The 18,134-nt window shown below is 69.7% G+C and carries 14 protein-coding genes; 1 reads left to right on the top strand and 13 read right to left on the bottom strand.

Annotation, left to right across the window (positions count from 1 at the left end; genetic code table 11):
* The first annotated feature begins 437 nt into the window (after nucleotides 1-437).
* Complete coding sequence (gene ileS, locus IQ210_RS18330) at nucleotides 438-3,575, top strand: isoleucine--tRNA ligase (protein ID WP_194080107.1); 3,138 nt, start codon at nucleotides 438-440, stop codon at nucleotides 3,573-3,575.
* Between the two features lie 396 nt (nucleotides 3,576-3,971).
* On the opposite strand, the gene IQ210_RS18325 is transcribed toward ileS, so the two are convergent.
* The 13 genes from IQ210_RS18325 to IQ210_RS18265 form a co-directional block, all read right to left on the bottom strand.
* Complete coding sequence (locus tag IQ210_RS18325; protein ID WP_194080106.1) at nucleotides 3,972-5,150, bottom strand: DivIVA domain-containing protein; 1,179 nt, start codon at nucleotides 5,148-5,150, stop codon at nucleotides 3,972-3,974.
* Nucleotides 5,151-5,202: 52 nt separating this feature from the next.
* On the bottom strand, nucleotides 5,203-5,487 hold the full coding sequence (locus IQ210_RS18320; RefSeq protein WP_007448661.1) for a YggT family protein: 285 nt from the start codon (nucleotides 5,485-5,487) through the stop codon (nucleotides 5,203-5,205).
* A 73-nt stretch (nucleotides 5,488-5,560) separates the two neighbouring features.
* The gene (locus IQ210_RS18315; RefSeq protein WP_097262896.1) at nucleotides 5,561-6,202 is read right to left on the bottom strand and encodes a cell division protein SepF; all 642 of its coding nucleotides are present in this window, start codon (nucleotides 6,200-6,202) and stop codon (nucleotides 5,561-5,563) included.
* Nucleotides 6,203-6,331: 129 nt separating this feature from the next.
* Complete coding sequence (locus IQ210_RS18310) at nucleotides 6,332-7,051, bottom strand: YggS family pyridoxal phosphate-dependent enzyme (protein WP_194080105.1); 720 nt, start codon at nucleotides 7,049-7,051, stop codon at nucleotides 6,332-6,334.
* Between the two features lie 6 nt (nucleotides 7,052-7,057).
* The gene (gene pgeF / locus IQ210_RS18305) at nucleotides 7,058-7,786 is read right to left on the bottom strand and encodes a peptidoglycan editing factor PgeF (protein WP_194080104.1); all 729 of its coding nucleotides are present in this window, start codon (nucleotides 7,784-7,786) and stop codon (nucleotides 7,058-7,060) included.
* Nucleotides 7,783-8,979, bottom strand: a complete 1,197-nt coding sequence (gene ftsZ / locus IQ210_RS18300; protein WP_126271386.1) for a cell division protein FtsZ — start codon at nucleotides 8,977-8,979, stop codon at nucleotides 7,783-7,785. The genes pgeF and ftsZ overlap by 4 nt, the downstream gene beginning before the upstream one ends.
* Before the next feature lie 278 nt (nucleotides 8,980-9,257).
* The gene (gene ftsQ, locus IQ210_RS18295) at nucleotides 9,258-10,052 is read right to left on the bottom strand and encodes a cell division protein FtsQ (protein ID WP_194080103.1); all 795 of its coding nucleotides are present in this window, start codon (nucleotides 10,050-10,052) and stop codon (nucleotides 9,258-9,260) included.
* Between the two features lie 26 nt (nucleotides 10,053-10,078).
* Nucleotides 10,079-11,176: an undecaprenyldiphospho-muramoylpentapeptide beta-N-acetylglucosaminyltransferase gene (gene murG / locus IQ210_RS18290; protein WP_109499348.1), complete on the bottom strand. Its 1,098-nt coding sequence runs from the start codon at nucleotides 11,174-11,176 to the stop codon at nucleotides 10,079-10,081.
* 6 nt (nucleotides 11,177-11,182) lie between these two features.
* Nucleotides 11,183-12,547, bottom strand: a complete 1,365-nt coding sequence (gene ftsW / locus IQ210_RS18285) for a putative lipid II flippase FtsW (RefSeq protein ID WP_194080102.1) — start codon at nucleotides 12,545-12,547, stop codon at nucleotides 11,183-11,185.
* 20 nt (nucleotides 12,548-12,567) lie between these two features.
* A complete protein-coding gene (gene murD / locus IQ210_RS18280) occupies nucleotides 12,568-14,001 on the bottom strand; it encodes a UDP-N-acetylmuramoyl-L-alanine--D-glutamate ligase (protein ID WP_194080101.1) in 1,434 nt (477 codons plus the stop codon).
* A complete protein-coding gene (gene mraY, locus IQ210_RS18275) occupies nucleotides 13,983-15,056 on the bottom strand; it encodes a phospho-N-acetylmuramoyl-pentapeptide-transferase (RefSeq protein WP_194080100.1) in 1,074 nt (357 codons plus the stop codon). The genes murD and mraY overlap by 19 nt, the downstream gene beginning before the upstream one ends.
* Nucleotides 15,053-16,459, bottom strand: a complete 1,407-nt coding sequence (locus IQ210_RS18270) for a UDP-N-acetylmuramoyl-tripeptide--D-alanyl-D-alanine ligase (protein WP_194080099.1) — start codon at nucleotides 16,457-16,459, stop codon at nucleotides 15,053-15,055. Before IQ210_RS18270 ends, mraY begins: the two co-directional genes overlap by 4 nt.
* A 4-nt stretch (nucleotides 16,460-16,463) precedes the next feature.
* Nucleotides 16,464-18,119 carry a UDP-N-acetylmuramoyl-L-alanyl-D-glutamate--2,6-diaminopimelate ligase gene (locus IQ210_RS18265; RefSeq protein ID WP_194080098.1) on the bottom strand — a complete coding sequence of 552 codons (1,656 nt, stop codon included), beginning with the start codon at nucleotides 18,117-18,119 and terminating at the stop codon, nucleotides 16,464-16,466.
* Between the last annotated feature and the right edge of the window lie 15 nt (nucleotides 18,120-18,134).

Raw genomic sequence — 18,134 nt, 5'->3', positions numbered from 1 at the left:
CGCCCGGTAATCCGCCGGACCGCGCGTCCCAGAATCCGAACACGCGTACCGCTCCATTCGGGTCACTGCGGCGACCGCGGCGACCGCGCCCCGGAGGCCGGGAAAACCGGTCGGCCGCTGTCCTCGCGGCGCCGTACACTGGGCGGAGCGAGAAGCGTGGATGGGGACGAGTAGCGACGTACGCAGCCCAGAGCGACCCGGGGACGGTGGAAGCCCGGGGGCGAGCGCGACGTGAAGATCACCCCGGAGCCGCCGGAAGAACGCCCTGAAGGGCAAGTAGACCCGGCATCGCGACCCCAATGAGGGGGCTCACCGGTGCGTAGAGCGCACAGGGGAGCCAAGGAGGGTGGTACCGCGGGAGCGCGCCGAAACCGGCGTACAAGAATCGGCTCTCGTCCCTCCGGACGGAAGGCAGCAAGTCCGCCGGAGGAAGACTGATGACGCAGTACCGCCAGGTGCCCGCCCAGGTCGATCTGCCCGCGCTCGAGCACGCGGTGCTCGACTTCTGGCGCGAGCAGAAGATCTTCGCCAAGTCCCTGGAGCAGTCCGAGGGCCGCCCCGAATGGGTGTTCTACGAGGGCCCGCCCACCGCCAACGGCATGCCCGGGGCCCACCACATCGAGGCGCGCGTCTTCAAGGACGTCTTCCCCCGCTTCCGCACCATGCGCGGCTACCACGTGGCCCGCAAGGCCGGCTGGGACTGCCACGGCCTCCCGGTCGAGCTCGCGGTGGAGAAGGAGCTCGGCTTCAGCGGCAAGCAGGACATCGAGGCGTACGGCATCGCGGAGTTCAACGCCCGCTGCCGCGACTCCGTGCTGCGGCACACCGACGCGTTCTCCGAGCTGACGACCCGCATGGGCTACTGGGTCGACCTCGACGACGCCTACGTCACGATGGACCCCGAGTACATCGAGTCGGTCTGGTGGTCGCTCAAGGAGATCTTCAACAAGGGCCTGCTGGTCCAGGACCACCGCGTCGCCCCCTGGTGCCCCCGCTGCGGTACCGGCCTGTCGGACCACGAGCTGGCGCAGGGCTACGAGACGGTCGTCGACCCGTCCGTGTACGTCCGTTTCCCGCTCACCTCCGGTCCGCTCGCCGGCGAGGCCGCGCTCGTGGTGTGGACGACGACGCCCTGGACGCTGGTCTCCAACACCGCGGTCGCCGCGCACCCCGACGTCACCTACGTCGTCGCGACCAACGGCGAGGAGAAGCTGGTCCTCGCCGAGCCGCTCGTCGCCAAGGCGCTCGGCGAGGGCTGGGAGACCACCGGCCAGTCCTTCACGGGCGCCGAGATGGAGCGCTGGACGTATCAACGTCCGTTCGAGCTCGTGGAGTTCCCGGAACCGGCACATTTCGTCGTCAACGCCGAATACGTCACGACCGAGGACGGTACGGGTCTGGTCCACCAGTCCCCCGCCTTCGGTGAGGACGACCTCAAGGTCTGCCGCGCCTACGGCCTCCCGGTCGTGAACCCCGTCCGCCCCGACGGCACTTTCGAGGAGGACGTCCCGCTGGTCGGCGGCGTCTTCTTCAAGAAGGCGGACGAGAAGCTCACCGAGGACCTCCACGACCGCGGCCTCCTCTTCAAGCACATCCCGTACGAGCACAGCTACCCGCACTGCTGGCGCTGCCACACCGCGCTCCTCTACTACGCGCAGCCGTCCTGGTACATCCGCACCACGGCCATCAAGGACCGCCTCCTCCAGGAGAACGAGAACACCAACTGGTTCCCGGACACGGTCAAGCACGGCCGGTACGGCGACTGGCTGAACAACAACATCGACTGGGCGCTGTCCCGCAACCGCTACTGGGGCACCCCGCTGCCGATCTGGCGCTGCGAGGACGACCACCTGACCGTCGTCGGCTCCCGCGCGGAACTCACCGAACTGACCGGCACCGACCAGTCGGACCTCGACCCGCACCGCCCGTTCATCGACGACGTCACCTTCGCCTGCCCCAAGGACGCCTGCGGCAAGGCGGCCACGCGCGTGCCCGAGGTCATCGACGCCTGGTACGACTCGGGTTCGATGCCGTTCGCGCAGTGGGGCTACCCGTACAAGAACAAGGAACTCTTCGAGAGCCGCTACCCGGCGCAGTTCATCTCGGAGGCCATCGACCAGACCCGCGGCTGGTTCTACACGCTGATGGCGGTAGGCACCCTGGTCTTCGACAAGTCGTCCTACGAGAACGTCGTCTGCCTCGGCCACATCCTCGCCGAGGACGGCCGGAAGATGTCCAAGCACCTGGGCAACATCCTCCAGCCGATCCCGCTGATGGACCAGCACGGCGCCGACGCGGTCCGCTGGTTCATGGCGGCCGGCGGCTCCCCGTGGGCGGCCCGCCGCGTGGGCCACGGCACGATCCAGGAGGTCGTCCGCAAGACGCTCCTGACGTACTGGAACACGGTCGCCTTCCAGGCCCTGTACGCCCGTACGTCCAACTGGGCCCCGTCCGCGGCCGATCCGGCCCCGGCCGACCGCCCGGTCCTGGACCGCTGGCTGCTCTCCGAACTCCACGCGCTCACCGACCAGGTGACGCAGGCTCTGGAGGCCTACGACACCCAGCGCGCCGGCAAGCTGCTCTCGGCGTTCGTCGACGACCTGTCCAACTGGTACGTCCGCCGCTCGCGTCGCCGCTTCTGGCAGGGCGACAAGGCCGCGCTGCGCACGCTGCACGAGGTCGTGGAGACGGTCACCAAGCTGATGGCCCCGCTGACCCCGTTCATCACCGAGCGGGTCTGGCAGGACCTGGTCGTCCCGGTCACGCCGGGCGCCCCGGAGTCCGTCCACCTGGCCGGCTGGCCGGAGGCGGACCTCTCCGCCATCGACCCCGAGCTGTCGCGGCAGATGGTCCTCGTCCGGCGCCTGGTGGAGCTGGGCCGTGCCACGCGCGCGGAGTCGGGCGTCAAGACCCGTCAGCCGCTGCGGCGCGCGCTGGTCGCGGTGACGGGCTTCGACACCCTGAACCCCGAACTGCACTCGCAGATCACGGAAGAGCTGAACGTCGAGTCGCTGGCGTCCCTTTCCGAGGTCGGCGGCAGCCTGGTCGACACCACCGCCAAGGCCAACTTCCGTGCCCTGGGCAAGCGGTTCGGCAAGCGGGTCCAGGACGTGGCGAAGGCGGTCGCGAACGCCGACGCCGCCGCCCTGTCCCTCGCCCTGCGCGAGGGCACGGCGTCGGTCGAGGTCGACGGCGAGACCATCACCCTCGCCCCCGACGAGGTCATCATCACGGAGACCCCGCGCGAGGGCTGGTCGGTGGCGTCCGACTCCGGCGCGACGGTCGCCCTGGACCTGGAGATCACGGAGGAGCTGAAGCAGGCGGGCCTGGCCCGTGACGCGATCCGCCTGATCCAGGAGGCCCGCAAGAACAGCGGCCTGGACGTGGCCGACCGCATCGCCCTGCGCTGGACGTCCACGGACCCGGCGGTGCTCGCGGCCCTGACCGAACACGCAGCCCTGATCGCCGACGAGGTCCTGGCGACGGACTTCGCCCAGGCCGAGGCGGACGACACCTACGGCACCCCGTTCACAGACGAGGGCCTGTCGCTGACGTTCCGCCTGCGCAAGGCGTAAGGCAAGGCACGACCCACAAAGGCCCGGCCTCCCCACACAGGGAGGCCGGGCCTTTGCCACACCCTCGCACAGCTGCGGGCAGCGCCACCCGTCCGTCCGCCGTAGCTGCGGGCAGTCGAGCCGCTGGGACGGTGCCCACCCAAGCAGGGCCACCCGTCCCTCCGCCGTAGCTGCGGGCAGTCGTGCCGCTTGGGCGGCACGGGTGGGCGCAGCGGCACCCCGCCAGCGAGGGCGAGCGAAACCCTCGCGACCTGAGCCCCCACGCCGCCGCACCCGTTCGCCCTGCCCTGCCCCACCGCCCCCGAGATCAACCCGCGTAAAAGGGGCGAGCCCCGGACCGAAGTCCAGGGCTCGCCCCTTTGAACGCTGCCGACGCCTAAGGCGTACTACAACTCGTCAGTTGTCGTCCTCGTCGATCAGGAACCCGCGCATCGGCGAGGGAGCCTGCCCCATCGGCGACGGACCCTGCGGCCGGACCGGAGCCATCGGCTGGGTCATCGCGGGCGACATCTGCTGCTGACCGCCGTAGGACGGAGCGGCCGGCGCCGGAGCACCGCCCATGCCGCCCGGGTTGCCACCGTACGACGGGGCGCTCGCACCGGCCGGAGCCATCGAGGGCGCCGGGGACGGCGGCAGCGACGCGGTCGCCGGGGTACGCGGCGGAGCCAGCGAGTCGTCGGCCTGGGTCTCCAGCTGACGCAGCTGCGACTCCAGGTAGGACTTCAGACGCGTGCGGTACTCGCGCTCGAAGCCGCGCAGATCCTCGACCTTGCGCTCCAGCGTGGCGCGGGCGGACTCCAGGGAGCCCATCGCGACGCGGTGCTTCTCCTGCGCGTCCCGCTCCAGGGCGTCGGCCTTGGCACGGGCGTCACGCTCGAGACCCTCGGCACGCGAACGCGCCTCGCCGACGATCTTGTTGGCCTCGGAACGGGCCTCGGCGATCGCCTGGTCGGCGGTCTGCTGGGCCAGCGACAGGACACGGGCGGCGCTGTCGCCACCGGGACCCTGACCGGGGCCGCCCATCGGACCGCCCATGGGGCCGCCCATCGGGCCACCCATCTGCTGCTGCATGGGCGGCTGACCACCCATGGGGCCCTGACCCATCGGACCCTGGCCCATCGGACCGGGACCCTGCGGGCCACCCTGGCCGCCGCTGGGACCGGCAGGCAGCTGCGGCGCACCGCTCGGCAGCTGGGGCGGGCCGCCCATGGGGCCGCCCATCTGCTGCTGCGGCGGGCCAGATATGCCGGCCGGCACGGGGCCGCCCGGCCCTCGCATGCCCTGCTGCGGCATCCCCTGCTGGGGCATTCCCTGCGGGGGCATACCCTGCTGCTGGTCCTGCGGACCGGGACCGCCAGGACCCTCCGGAGGCTTGCGCATGTTCTGCTGGTTCTGCGCAGCAGCGCGCGTGGCCGCGGCCAGCTTGGCGCGCAGGTCCTCGTTCTCCCGGAGCAGGCGGGTCAGTTCGGCTTCGACCTCATCGAGGAAGGCATCGACCTCGTCCTCGTCATAGCCTTCTCGGAGGCGGACGGTCGTGAACTGCTTGTTCCGCACGTCCTCGGGGGTCAACGGCATCTCTTCACCTCAACGTAGTCGTCGGCATCGGCAAGACGGTAGTTCACATCGCTCACAGCCGGCTCACGATCGAGATCAGGATGTAGACGATGATCATCAGTACGAAGAAGGACAGGTCGAGCGCCACGCCCCCGAGACGCAGCGGCGGAATGAACCGCCGCAGAAGCTTGAGCGGTGGATCGGTGACAGTGTAGGTGGCCTCCAGAACGACCACCATCGCCTTGCCGGGTTGCCACGAGCGGGCGAACTGGAAGACGTAGTCCATGACCAACCGGAAGATGAGCACGATCAGGAAGCACATCAGCGCGATGTAGACGACATCCAGAACCACGCTCATGACCTGTGCTTCCCTCTCCCCTGTTTTCCGTGCTGCTGGGTACTACTTGTACTGCTGTTTCCGGCCTTGCGTCTCAGCTCTGGTTGAAGAACCCGCCCTCTGCGATACGGGCCTTGTCCTCCGCCGTGACATCGACGTTAGCAGGCGACAACAGGAACACCTTCTGCGTCACCCGCTCGATGCTGCCGTGAAGACCAAACACCAAACCGGCCGCAAAGTCGACAAGTCGCTTGGCGTCTGTGTCATCCATCTCAGTGAGATTCATGATCACAGGGGTGCCCTCACGGAAGTGTTCCCCGATGGTACGGGCCTCGTTGTAGGTCCGCGGGTGAAGTGTGGTGATCCGGTAAGGCTCTCGTTCCGACACGACCTTGGGCATGATCACCGGTGCGTTCTTCTCCAGGCTTTGGCGTTCTTGTGTGATGGACGCCACGGGCGCGATGCGCGCCGGACGTCCGGATTCCGCGGCTAGCGAAGCGGAGCGGGCGACCGGCTCACGCGGGGTGGAGGGCTGCACGATTCGCACCTCTTCGTCCCTTTGGGACTGATGTGCTCCGTGCGACTGGTGCACCGGCTCGTGTCGCCGGTGGTCCCGCTCGGGCTCCGGGTCGAGTTCCGGTTCGAAGTCGTCGTCGGGGTCGAAACCGCGGCCGTCGTACCCATCGTCCTCCACGAGGCCGAGGTAGACCGCCATCTTGCGCATCGCGCCGGCCATGCTCTGAGTCCTCCGCTCTGTGGTGGATCTGCTGACGACTGCCAAGTGCCTGCGATCCACGAGGTCGTTACGCCCGCCTTTCGGCGGTAATGACCATATTTTCTGCTGTGGTCCGACTTCTTGGCGACGTTACCCGAGCCTCGCGCGGACTCCGAGTACCGCGGTACCGACGCGTACATGTGTCGCTCCGGCGGCCACGGCCTGTTCGAGATCCGCACTCATCCCTGCCGAGACCATGTTCGCAGCCGGATGGGCTCGGCGCAGGTCGGTCGACAAATCCATCAACCGCTCGAACGCCGCCTGTTGGCGCCCCGCGTACTCCCCGGTGAGCGGCGCGACGGTCATCAACCCGCCGAGCCGCAGCCCCGGAGCGCCGGCCACGAGGTCGGCCAACTCTTCGATTCCGCCGGGCGCCACGCCACCCCGCTCCCCTCGCTCGCTCTCCCCGGCGTCGAGCGCGACCTGGATCAGACATCCGATTTCGCGTTCGGCCCGGACGGCCTCCTTGGAGAGGGCCGTCACCAGCTTCGAACGATCGACGGACTGCACGAGATCCGCGTAACCGACCACGGATCGCACCTTGTTGGTCTGAAGCTGACCGACAAAATGCCAATTAAGGGGCAGATCCGAGCATTCGGCAGCCTTGGGTGCCGCGTCCTGGTCCTTGTTCTCGGCGACGTCGCGCACACCGAGTTCCGACAGGATCCGCACATCGCTCGCGGGGTAGGTCTTGGTGACCACGATCAGGGTCACCTCTTCCCGCTTGCGCCCCGCGGCCACGCACGCGGCGGCGATGCGCTCCTCCACCTTCGCCAGATTTGCGGCGAGTTCGCCCTTACGGTCCGTCATGCTCTCTCAGTCCAGCCAGACATATCCCGCGAGTCGCCCCGTGGTGCGCTCGCGGCGGTACGAGAAGTGGTCGCCCGACTCCAGCGTGCACACCGGCGACTGCTCCCGGTCGCGCACCCCGAGCCGGTCGAGCTGTGCGTGCACCCCGGCGGTCACGTCGACGGCGGGCGTGCCCCAACTCGTCTCGGCGTACGCCGCCGGTTCGACGGCGGCGACCTCGGCGCGCATCGCGTCCGGGACTTCGTAGCAACGGCCGCACACCGCGGGGCCGGTGCGGGCGACGATCCGGCCGGGCTCGGCGCCGAGTTCGGCCATGGCCCGTACGGCGGCGGGGACGACCCCGGCGACCATGCCGGGCCGGCCCGCGTGGGCCGCGGCGACGACTCCGGCGACCGGGTCGGCGAGCAGGACGGGTGTGCAGTCGGCGGTGAGGACGGCGAGGGCGAGACCGCGTTCGGCGGTGACGACCGCGTCGACCTCCGGCACCGGCCGGTTCCCCCATGCCTCGGCGACCACCGCCACCTCCGCCCCGTGCACCTGGTTCATCCAGACCACCCGCGCCGGGTCGATCCCCAGCGACTTGGCGGCCAGTTCACGATTCGTGCGTACGGCGTCGGCGTCGTCGCCGACCGCCCCGCCGAGGTTGAGCTCCTCGTACGGAACGGCGCTCACCCCGCCCCACCGGTCGGTGAAGGCGAAGTGCGCGCCGCTCACGGTGTCGCGCCGTCCTATCACTTCAGGAAGTCCGGCACGTCCAGTTCCTCGGCCGCGCTGTCCGAGTAGGTCCGCGACGGCGGGACCGGCGGGGCGACCGGGAGGTCGGCGACCGGCTCGGGCGCGGGCTCCGGCTCCTCCTTCGGCGTGACGCTGCCGAGCGAGCCGAAGGACGGGCGGGACTCGGTCTGCCGTACCGGAGTGGGCTCTTCGCGGCGGCCCGAGTTGGAGGTCGAGCCGAGGACGGTGTCCCGGCGGGCCGGCGGCTGGCCGCCGTCGAAGCCGGCGGCGATCACCGTGACGCGGACCTCGTCGCCGAGGGCGTCGTCGATGACCGCGCCGAAGATGATGTTGGCCTCGGGGTGGGCGGCCTCGCTCACCAGCTGGGCCGCTTCGTTGATCTCGAACAGGCCGAGGTCGGAGCCACCGGAGATGGAGAGCAGCACACCACGGGCGCCGTCGATGGACGCCTCAAGGAGCGGCGAGGAGATCGCCATCTCGGCGGCGGCCACCGCGCGGTCGTCGCCGCGGGCCGAGCCGATGCCCATGAGGGCCGAACCGGCCTCGGACATGACCGACTTGACGTCGGCGAAGTCGAGGTTGATCAGGCCGGGCGTGGTGATGAGGTCGGTGATGCCCTGGACACCGGAGAGCAGGACCTGGTCGGCCGACTTGAAGGCGTCGAGGACCGAGACCTGGCGGTCCGAGATGGACAGCAGCCGGTCGTTGGGGATGACGATGAGGGTGTCGACCTCTTCGCGGAGCTCCGCGATGCCGTCCTCGGCCTGGTTGGCGCGGCGCCGTCCCTCGAAGGTGAACGGGCGGGTGACCACGCCGATGGTGAGGGCGCCCAGGTTGCGGGCGATGTTGGCCACGACGGGCGCGCCGCCGGTGCCGGTGCCGCCGCCTTCACCGGCCGTCACGAAGACCATGTCGGCCCCCTTGAGGACCTCTTCGATCTCCTCGCGGTGGTCCTCGGCGGCCTTGCGCCCGACGGCCGGGTTGGCGCCGGCGCCGAGTCCACGGGTGAGTTCACGGCCGACGTCGAGCTTCACGTCGGCGTCGCTCATCAACAGCGCCTGCGCGTCGGTGTTGATGGCGATGAACTCGACGCCCTTGAGACCGACCTCGATCATCCGGTTGATGGCATTGACACCACCGCCGCCGACACCGATGACTTTGATGACTGCGAGGTAGTTCTGCGGTGCTGCCACGTCGAAGGCCTCTCGCCTCGAGTTACGTGTCGTCGTCTCGCGTGGTCATGCGATACGACGACGGATGCCGAATGGGACGGTCCATAGTGCCGACCCGAACCCTAACGTTGAAGTTTAGGGTTACCAGTGTGTCTGTTCCCTGGAGTCTTCTGAACAGGACACTAAGTCGACAAGTGGCGCACGTTCAACGAACACGCCGAACCTCCCGTTTTTCTTTTCACCCTATGTGATCAGCCGTAGCGGTAGCCAACCAGGGTGCTGGCCTGCGCGGATGTACGTCAACTCCCTGATGACGCAGGGGCGGTGGGAACCGAGACGTCGAAGTGCCGCGCATCGGGCGCCGCTTTCAGCAGAGCGGTGAGCGTACGGGCCTTCGCGGCACCCTTCTCACCGCTCCCCCACGCGACGGTCCGGCCGTCGCTCAACTCCAGCGAGATGTCGTCGTACGAACGCACCTTGACGGTCCGGGTGGTCCGCGCGACCGCGGCCGGAATGTCACCGGCGACGCGCACCGCCTCGCGCACCAGCCGGTCGTCGCCGAAGCGGCGCAGGCTCGCGCCGGCGGAGCCCGACTCGGCGGGCGTCAATTCGAGTGCGGGGATGCCTTTCGGGGCCCGGGAAACCGTGGCAAAACGGACGCCGTCATCGTCCACTTCGACAAACTTTCCGCCCTTTTCGACAATCAGAACCGGAGTGCGCTCGACCACTTTCAGCCCGATTCCGTGCGGCCAGGAGCGAGTCACGTCAACCGAGTCAATTCGGGGCAATTTCCGGAGCAGCCGCGCCTCAATCGCGTCGGTGTCGACGGAAATCAACGGCGATCCGAGCGGTACGTCGGCCGCCTCGCGCACCTGTGCGGGCGTCAGCACGCCGGTGCCGGAGACCGACACCCGTTCCACGCGCAGCCATTGGGAGCCGTAGAGCGCCCAGACGCCGCCGGCGCCGAGGAGGACCAGCGCGACGGCGAGAACGATGATCGTACGAGGCCGGGGCAGCCTCAGCCGTCGGACAGGGGGCGGAACGGACGACTCCTGCTGGCGTTCACCGCGTTCGGCGGTGGTCGGTCCGGCCACGCTCCCTGCCCTTCGGTCATGCGTTCCTAGTGACGTGCACGGTTGGCGGCGATCGCCTCGTACACCATGCCGACGAGCAGGTCGTCGGCGTCCCGGCGGCCGAACTCGGCGGCGGCGCGGGACATCTGGTACAGCCGGTGCGGATCGGCGAGCACGGGCAGGACGTTCTGCTGGACCCACTCCGGGGTGAGTTCCGCGTCGTCGACCAGCAGTCCGCCGCCCGCCTTGACCACCGGCTGGGCGTTGAGCCGCTGTTCGCCGTTGCCGATGGGCAGCGGGACGTAGGCGGCCGGGAGTCCGACGGCGGAGAGTTCGGCGACGGTCATCGCGCCCGCACGGCAGAGCATCATGTCGGCCGCGGCGTACGCGAGGTCCATCCGGTCCACGTACGGTACCGGGATGTACGGGGGCATCCCCGGCATATGGTGCACCTGCGGCAGTTCGTTCTTCGGACCGACCGCGTGCAGGATCTGGATGCCGGCCTGCTGGAGCCAGGGGGCGACCTGCTGGACGACCTCGTTGAGCCGGCGCGCGCCCTGGGAGCCGCCGGAGACCAGCAGCGTCGGCAGGTTCGGGTCGAGGCCGAACGCCGCGCGGGCCTCGGGGCGGACGGCGGCCCGGTCGAGGGTGGCGATGGTGCGGCGCAGCGGGATGCCGATGTAGCGGGCGCCACGCAGCTTGCTGTCCGGGGTGGAGACGGCGACCTGGGCGGCGTACCGCGAGCCGATCTTGTTGGCCAGGCCGGGGCGGGCGTTGGCCTCGTGGATCACGATGGGCACGCCAAGGCGCTTGGCGGCGAGGTAGCCGGGCAGGGCCACGTAACCGCCGAAGCCGACGACGGCGTCCGCCTTGGTGCGCTCCAGGACCTGCTCGGCGGCCTTGATCGTGCCGCGCAACCGGCCCGGCACGGTGATCAGCTCGGGCGTGGGCTTGCGTGGCAGCGGTACGGCGGGGATCAGCGCGAGTTCGTAGCCGCGCTCGGGGACGAGACGAGTCTCGAGGCCGCGCTCCGTGCCCAGGGCCGTGATTCCCACGGTCGGGTCCTGCCTGCGCAGGGCGTCCGCGAGGGCGAGCGCGGGCTCGATGTGGCCGGCGGTCCCCCCACCGGCGAGTACGACATGCACCGAAATTCACCGCTCTCCGGACGGACGTGCCGCCGAGGCACGCCGTCGCATCGTGTTCCATCTCCGCGGCTCCCTGTTGCGAGCGGAGCCCCCGGCACCCCGCTTTCTACCAAAGCGGGGTTGCCGCATCGCAAGCGCGGCCCGTGCAGCGGGTTCGTCGCGTGCGAAGGCGATCAGCAAGCCGATCGCGAACATGGTCGGCAACAGGGCGGATCCTCCGTAGGAGAACAGCGGGAGCGGGACGCCGGCGATCGGCAGCAGGCCGAGCACCGCACCGATGTTGATCACCGCCTGCGCGGTGATCCAGGTGGTCACGCCTCCCGCGGCATACCTGACGAAGGGGTCCTCCGTGCGGCCGGCCACGCGGATACCCGCATAGCCTAGAGCCGCGAACAGGGCCAGCACCGACAGCGTCCCCGCCAGGCCCAGTTCCTCACCGGTGACGGCGAAGATGAAGTCCGTGTGCGCTTCGGGCAGTTGCCCCCATTTTTCCACACTCGCGCCGAGCCCGGAGCCGAAGATCCCGCCGGAGGCGAGGGCGTAGATGCCGTGCACGGCCTGCCAGCAGTCGGCTCCCGCGGACCGGGGCTCGGTGGCGCCGATGCAGGCGAGCCGGGCCATCCGGTTGGGGCTGGTCTTGATGAGGATCAGGCCGATCAGACCCGCGATCGACAGCACCCCCACGAACAGCCGCGTCGGCGCCCCCGCGAGCCACAACAGGCCGAAAAGGATCGCCGTCAGGATGATCGCCGTGCCCATGTCGCCGCCGAGCATGATCAGCCCGAGCAGCATGAAGGCGACCGGGACGAGCGGCACCAGCATGTGCTTCCACTGGGTCAGCAGCTTCTTGTCCTGCTTGCGGGCGAGCAGGTCGGCACCCCACAGGACGAGCGCGAGCTTGCCGAACTCGCTGGGTTGGATCTGGAAGGAGCCGCCGAGCGAGATCCAGTTCTGGTTGCCGTTGACCGACATCCCTATCCCCGGCACCTGCACCAGCGCCATCAGGAAGACCGCGCCCGCGAGGATCGGGTAGGCCAGCGCCCGGTGCAGCTTCACCGGCATCCGGGAGGCGGCCAGCAGCAGCGCGCCGCCGATGAGCGCGGCCAGGAACTGCTTGCGGAAGAAGAAGGACCCCGGCAGCGACATCTGCAGCGCGGTGATCTGGGAGGCCGAGTAGACCATCACCAGGCCCAGCACGGTGATCAGCAGACTGCCGCCGAGGATCAGGTAGTACGCGGTCAGCGGCCGGTCCCAGGCCTTCTTCGCGCGCAGGTAGAGCTGTCGTACGGGGTTGTCGCGCGCGGTCCGGGGGGCGGCGGGACGTCTGACGGTCCGCTGCACGGGCGGTCGGCCGGTACGGCTGCTGGGCATCAGAGCCTCCGCTACGTCGGTCAGGAGCCGAGTTCGCGAACCGCCTCCGCGAACGCGTCACCGCGCTTGTTGTAGTTGGTGAACATGTCCATGGAGGCGCAGGCCGGGGCCAGCAGCACCGTGTCGCCGGGCTGAGCCAGCCGCTTCGCTTCCGTCACCGCCTGGAGCATCGCCCCAGTGTCGGTCCGGTCGAGGTCGACCACGGGTACTTCCGGCGCGTGTCGCGCGAGGGCTTCGCGGATCAGGGCCCGGTCGGCGCCGATCAGCACCACGCCCCGAAGTCGCTTTGCCGACTTGGCGACCAGCTCGTCGAAGGAGGCACCCTTGGCGAGCCCCCCGGCGATCCAGACGATGGATTCGTACGCCGCCAACGAGGCTTCCGCCGCATGGGTGTTGGTGGCCTTGGAGTCGTCGACGTACGCGACGCCGTCCACGTCGGCCACGTGCGCGATGCGGTGTGCGTCCGGGGTGAAGGCCCGCAGACCGTCCCGTACGGCCTTGGCGGGCACCCCGAAGGCGCGCGCGAGGGCCGCCGCCGCAAGGGCGTTGGCGATGTTGTGCGGGGCCGGCGGGTTGACGTCGGAGACCTCGGCGAGCTCCTGGGCGTTCTTCTGCCGGTTCTCCACGAAGGCGCGGTCGACCAGGATGCCGTCCACGACGCCGAGTTGGGAGGGGCCGGGCGAGCCGAGGGTGAAGCCGATGGCCCGGCAGCCCTCCTCGACGTCGGCCTCGCGGACCAGGTCCTCGGTGGCCTTGTCGGCCACGTTGTAGACGCAGGCGACGCGATTGCCCTCGTAGACACGGCCCTTGTCGCGTGCGTACGCCTCCATCGAGCCGTGCCAGTCGAGATGGTCCGGCGCCAGGTTCAGGACGGCCGCCGAGTGGGCGCGCAGGGAAGGCGCCCAGTGGAGCTGGTAGCTCGACAACTCCACGGCCAGGACGTCGTACTGCTCCTCGCCGAGGACCGCGTCCAGCACCGAGACCCCGATGTTGCCGACGGCCGCCGTGCGCAGGCCCGCCGCCTTGAGGATCGACGCGAGCATCTGCGTGGTCGTGGTCTTGCCGTTGGTGCCGGTGATCGCGAGCCAGGGGGCCGCGTCGGGGCCGCGCAGCCGCCAGGCGAGTTCGACGTCGCCCCAGATCTCCACGCCGGCTTCCCGGGCCGCGGTGAACAGCGGCTTGTCGGGCTTCCAGCCGGGTGCGGTGACGATGAGTTCGGTGCCCTCGGGCAGGGAGGCGCCGTCGCCGAGGCGGACGGTGATGCCGAGCGCCTCCAACTCGGCGGCCTGCTCACGCGCGCGTGCGTCGTCGCCGTCGTTGACGACCGTGACGTGCGCCCCGCGCGCGTGCAGCACCTTGGCCGCCGGGATGCCGGAGACGCCGAGTCCGGCGACGGTGACGTGCTTGCCCTGGAAGTCCGCGGACACCGTGGAGGTCACTTTTCTGCTGCCCATCCCGCGTAGAAGAGGCCCAGGCCGACGATCACACAGATGCCCTGGATGATCCAGAAGCGGACCACCACGAGGACCTCGGACCAGCCCTTGAGTTCGAAGTGGTGCTGGAGCGGCGCCATGCGGAAGACGCGCTTGCCCGTCATCCGGAACGAGCCGACCTGGATGACCACCGACATGGTGATGAGGACGAAGAGGCCGCCCATGATGGCCACGAGCAGCTCCGTGCGGGAGCAGATGGCCAGACCCGTGAGGACACCGCCGAGGGCGAGCGAACCGGTGTCGCCCATGAAGATCTTCGCGGGTGAGGTGTTCCACCACAGGAAGCCGAGGCAGGCACCCATCAGCGCCGAGGCGATGACGGCGAGGTCGAGCGGATCGCGTACCTCGTAACAGGCGTTGGGGTTGGTCAGGGTGCCCGCGTTGGCACAGGACTCCTGGAACTGCCAGACGCCGATGAACGTGTAGGCGCCGAAGACGAGCACGGAGGCGCCGGTGGCCAGGCCGTCCAGACCGTCCGTCAGGTTCACGCCGTTCGACATGGCGAGGATCATGAACAGCGCCCAGATGACGAACAGCACCGGGCCGATCTTCCAGCCGAAGTCCGTGATGAACGACAGCTTGTCGGAGGCCGGGGTGTTGTTGCGGGCGTCCGGGAACATCAGGGCGAGCACCGCGAAGCTGATGCCGACGATCAGCTGGCCGGCCATCTTCGCCTTGGCCCGCAGGCCGAGCGAGCGCCGCTTGACGATCTTGATGTAGTCGTCGAGGAAGCCGACCAGACCCATGCCGACCATCAGACCGAGCACCAACAGGCCCGAGTAGGTGGGCGGGTAGCCGGTGATGACCTTGGACAGGAAGTAGGCGGCGACCGTCGCCAGGATGAAGGCGATACCACCCATGGTCGGCGTACCGCGCTTGCTGGCGTGCTCGCGCGGGCCGTCGTCGCGGATGTACTGGCCGTAGCCCTTGCGGGCCAGCAGCTTGATCAGCAGCGGGGTGCCGACCAGGGTCAGGAACAGACCAATGACTCCTGCGAACAGGATCTGCTTCATCATCGGGCGGAAACCTCACCCTCGGCACCGGTCGCGAGCAGCGCAGCGGCGATGCTCTCCAGACCGACCGAACGGGACGCCTTCACGAGTACGACGTCTCCCGGGCGCAGCTGACTGCGCAACAGGTCGACCGCCGCCTGTGCGTCGGACACGTGCACCGACTCCTCACCCCACGAACCCTCGTTATATGCGCCCAGTTGCAGCCAGGACGCTTCCCTGCCCCCGACCGCGACGAGCTTGCTGACGTTGAGCCGGACGGCGAGCCGTCCGACCGCGTCGTGCTCGGCGAGCGCCTCGTCCCCGAGCTCGGCCATCTTGCCGAGCACCGCCCAGGTCCGCCGCCCCCGGCCCATGGCCACGAGCGCGCGCAGTGCGGCCCGCATGGATTCGGGGTTGGCGTTGTAGGCGTCGTTGACGACGGTCACGCCGTCCGGGCGCTCGGTGACCTCCATCCGCCAGCGGGAGAGGGAGCCCGCCTCGGAGAGCGCGGTGGCGATCTCTTCCGCGGACATGCCCAGCTCATGGGCGACGGCGGCCGCGGCGAGCGCGTTCGACACGTGGTGCTCACCGTACAGGCGCATGGTCACGTCGCTGTCACCGGAGGGTGTGCGAAGCCTGAAGGCCGGCTGTCCCGTGTCCGTGAGTCTCACGTTCTCGGCGCGTACGTCCGCTTCGTCGGACTCTCCGAAAAGGATCACCTTCGCCTTCGTACGGGACGCCATGGCCCGTACGAGAGGATCGTCGGCGTTGAGGATCGCCGTACCGTTCTCCGGAAGTCCCTCGACGAGCTCGCCCTTGGCCTGCGCGATCTGCTCGCGGCCGCCGAACTCGCCGATGTGGGCGGTGCCGACGTTGAGGACGAGGCCGATCTTCGGGGGCGTCAGTTCGGCGAGGTAGCGGATGTGGCCGATGCCGCGGGCGCCCATCTCCAGCACGAGGAACTTCGTCTCCTCGGTGGCGGACAGGGCGGTCAGGGGCAGCCCGATCTCGTTGTTGAGCGAGCCCGGCGTCCACACGGTGGGTGCCTTGCGCTGGAGCACCTGGGCGATGAGGTCCTTGGTGCTGGTCTTGCCGGCCGAGCCGGTCAGGGCGACGAGGGTCGCGCCGAGCCGTCGTACGACCTCACGCGCGAGGGCGCCGATCGCGGTCTGGACGTCGTCCACGACGACCGCGGGCACGCCGACGGGGCGCGACGCGAGGACGGCGGCCGCGCCCGCCTCGACGACCTGCGCCGCGAAGTCGTGGCCGTCGACGCGCTCGCCGACGAAGGCGACGAAGAGGCTGCCGGGCTCCACTTCTCGGGAGTCCCGGACGACCGGCCCGGTGACCTGGACGGACGGATCCGGTATGTCGTGCGTCTGCCCGCCGACGACTGAGGCGATCTCGGCGAGAGAGAGGGCGATCACAAGTTCATCCCTGGGTCTTCTGGATGGCTTCTCGAAGCACCTGGCGGTCGTCGAAGGGACGGACCACCCCGGCGATGTCCTGGCCCTGCTCATGGCCCTTGCCCGCGACCAGCACGGTGTCTCCGGGCCGCGCCCGGGCGACGGCGGCGGCGATCGCGGCGGCCCGGTCCTCGAAGACCTGGACCTCGCCGCGCTCGTGTACTGGCACGGACGCCGCGCCCTCGAGCATGGTTGCGAGGATCGCGAGGGGGTCCTCGGAGCGGGGGTTGTCGGAGGTCAGTACGGCGGTGTCGGCGAGCCGGGCCACGGCGGCGCCCATCGGCGCGCGCTTGGTCCGGTCGCGGTCGCCGCCGCAGCCGAGCACGACGTGCAGGCGGCCCTCGGTGACCTTGCGGAGCGCCTTGAGGACGGACTCGACGGCGTCGGTCTTGTGGGCGTAGTCCACGACCGCGAGATACGGCTGTCCGGCGTCCACACGCTCCAGGCGCCCCGGCACGCCCGGGACCGCGGCGATGCCGTCGGCGGCGGTCTGCGGGTCGAGCCCGGCGACGGCGAGGGCGACGATCGCGGCGAGGGTGTTGGCCACGTTGAAGGGGCCGGCCAGCGGCGACCTGGCGTGGATGCGCTCGCCCTCGGGGCCGATCACGGTGAACGTCGAGTCCATCGGGCCGACCTGGACGTTCTCGGCGCGCCAGGCGGCGTCGGGGTGGCCCTCGGCGGAGAAGGTGACGACCGGGACCGTGGCCTCGTCGACGAGCCGGCGACCGTACTCGTCGTCGAAGTTGACGACGCCGAGTTTGCTGCGTTCCGGCGTGAAGAGCTGTGCCTTGGCCCGGAAGTAGTCCTCCATGTCGGAGTGGAACTCCATGTGTTCCGGGCTGAGGTTGTTGAAGACCGCGATGTCGAACACCGTGCCGTCGACCCGGCCGAGGACCAGGGCGTGGCTGGAGACCTCCATCGCGACGGCCTCGACGCCGCGTTCGCGCATGACCGCGAACAGGGCCTGGAGATCGGTGGCTTCGGGGGTGGTGCGCTCGGACTTGATGCGCTCGTCGCCGATCCGCATCTCGACCGTGCCGATCAGACCGGTGTTGTTCTTGGTCTTCAGGCCGCCCTCGACGAGGTAGGCGGTGGTGGTCTTGCCGGAGGTGCCGGTGATGCCGATCTGGAGCAGGTCGCAGCCCGGGCGGCCGTAGATGGTGGCCGCCAGTTCGCCCATCCGCGCGCGTGGGTCGTCCACGACCAGGACCGGCAGACCGGTCGCCGCGGCGCGCTCGGCGCCGGTCGGGTCGGTGAGCACGGCGACCGCGCCGAGGCCCGCGGCCTGGGTGACGAAGTCGGCGCCGTGCAGGCGGGCGCCCGGGAGGGCGGCGTACAGGTCGCCGGGACGGACCGCGCGCGAGTCATGGGTGATGCCCGTGACCTCGGCGGTGCTGTCCGGCTGCTCGACACCCAGCTGATCGGCGAGTTCCGCGAGGGGTGTTGCGGAGACCCGGACCGGCCGGGGCGGTCCCGGATATGTCACGGGATGGCCCTTCTGGGTGGTTTGGGACTGATCAGCGTGTGGCACGGCGGTGAGCGTACCGGGCACACCCGCTTCGGAGCGAAGTGAGGGCGCGGGCGTGCTCTGGTTCCCGGAATCGGGAGTGATCGTTGTCACGAGGTGGTTCCTGGG

The sequence above is a fragment of the Streptomyces justiciae genome (assembly GCF_015163075.1).
Classification (GTDB): domain Bacteria; phylum Actinomycetota; class Actinomycetes; order Streptomycetales; family Streptomycetaceae; genus Streptomyces; species Streptomyces justiciae.
Note: the sequence above shows the minus strand (reverse complement) of the source record. Positions and strands in the feature narration are given on the sequence as shown.

Bases quoted from the DNA above. Each gene is read 5' to 3' on its own strand.
- murD (WP_194080101.1), bottom strand. From the start codon at position 14,001: ATGGGCAGCAGAAAAGTGACCTCCACGGTGTCCGCGGACTTCCAGGGC.
- mraY (WP_194080100.1), bottom strand. From the start codon at position 15,056: ATGATGAAGCAGATCCTGTTCGCAGGAGTCATTGGTCTGTTCCTGACC.
- IQ210_RS18315 (WP_097262896.1), bottom strand. From the start codon at position 6,202: ATGGCCGGCGCGATGCGCAAGATGGCGGTCTACCTCGGCCTCGTGGAG.
- IQ210_RS18310 (WP_194080105.1), bottom strand. From the start codon at position 7,051: ATGACGGACCGTAAGGGCGAACTCGCCGCAAATCTGGCGAAGGTGGAG.
- ftsW (WP_194080102.1), bottom strand. From the start codon at position 12,547: ATGCCCAGCAGCCGTACCGGCCGACCGCCCGTGCAGCGGACCGTCAGA.
- ileS (WP_194080107.1), top strand. From the start codon at position 438: ATGACGCAGTACCGCCAGGTGCCCGCCCAGGTCGATCTGCCCGCGCTC.
- IQ210_RS18325 (WP_194080106.1), bottom strand. From the start codon at position 5,150: ATGCCGTTGACCCCCGAGGACGTGCGGAACAAGCAGTTCACGACCGTC.
- IQ210_RS18320 (WP_007448661.1), bottom strand. From the start codon at position 5,487: ATGAGCGTGGTTCTGGATGTCGTCTACATCGCGCTGATGTGCTTCCTG.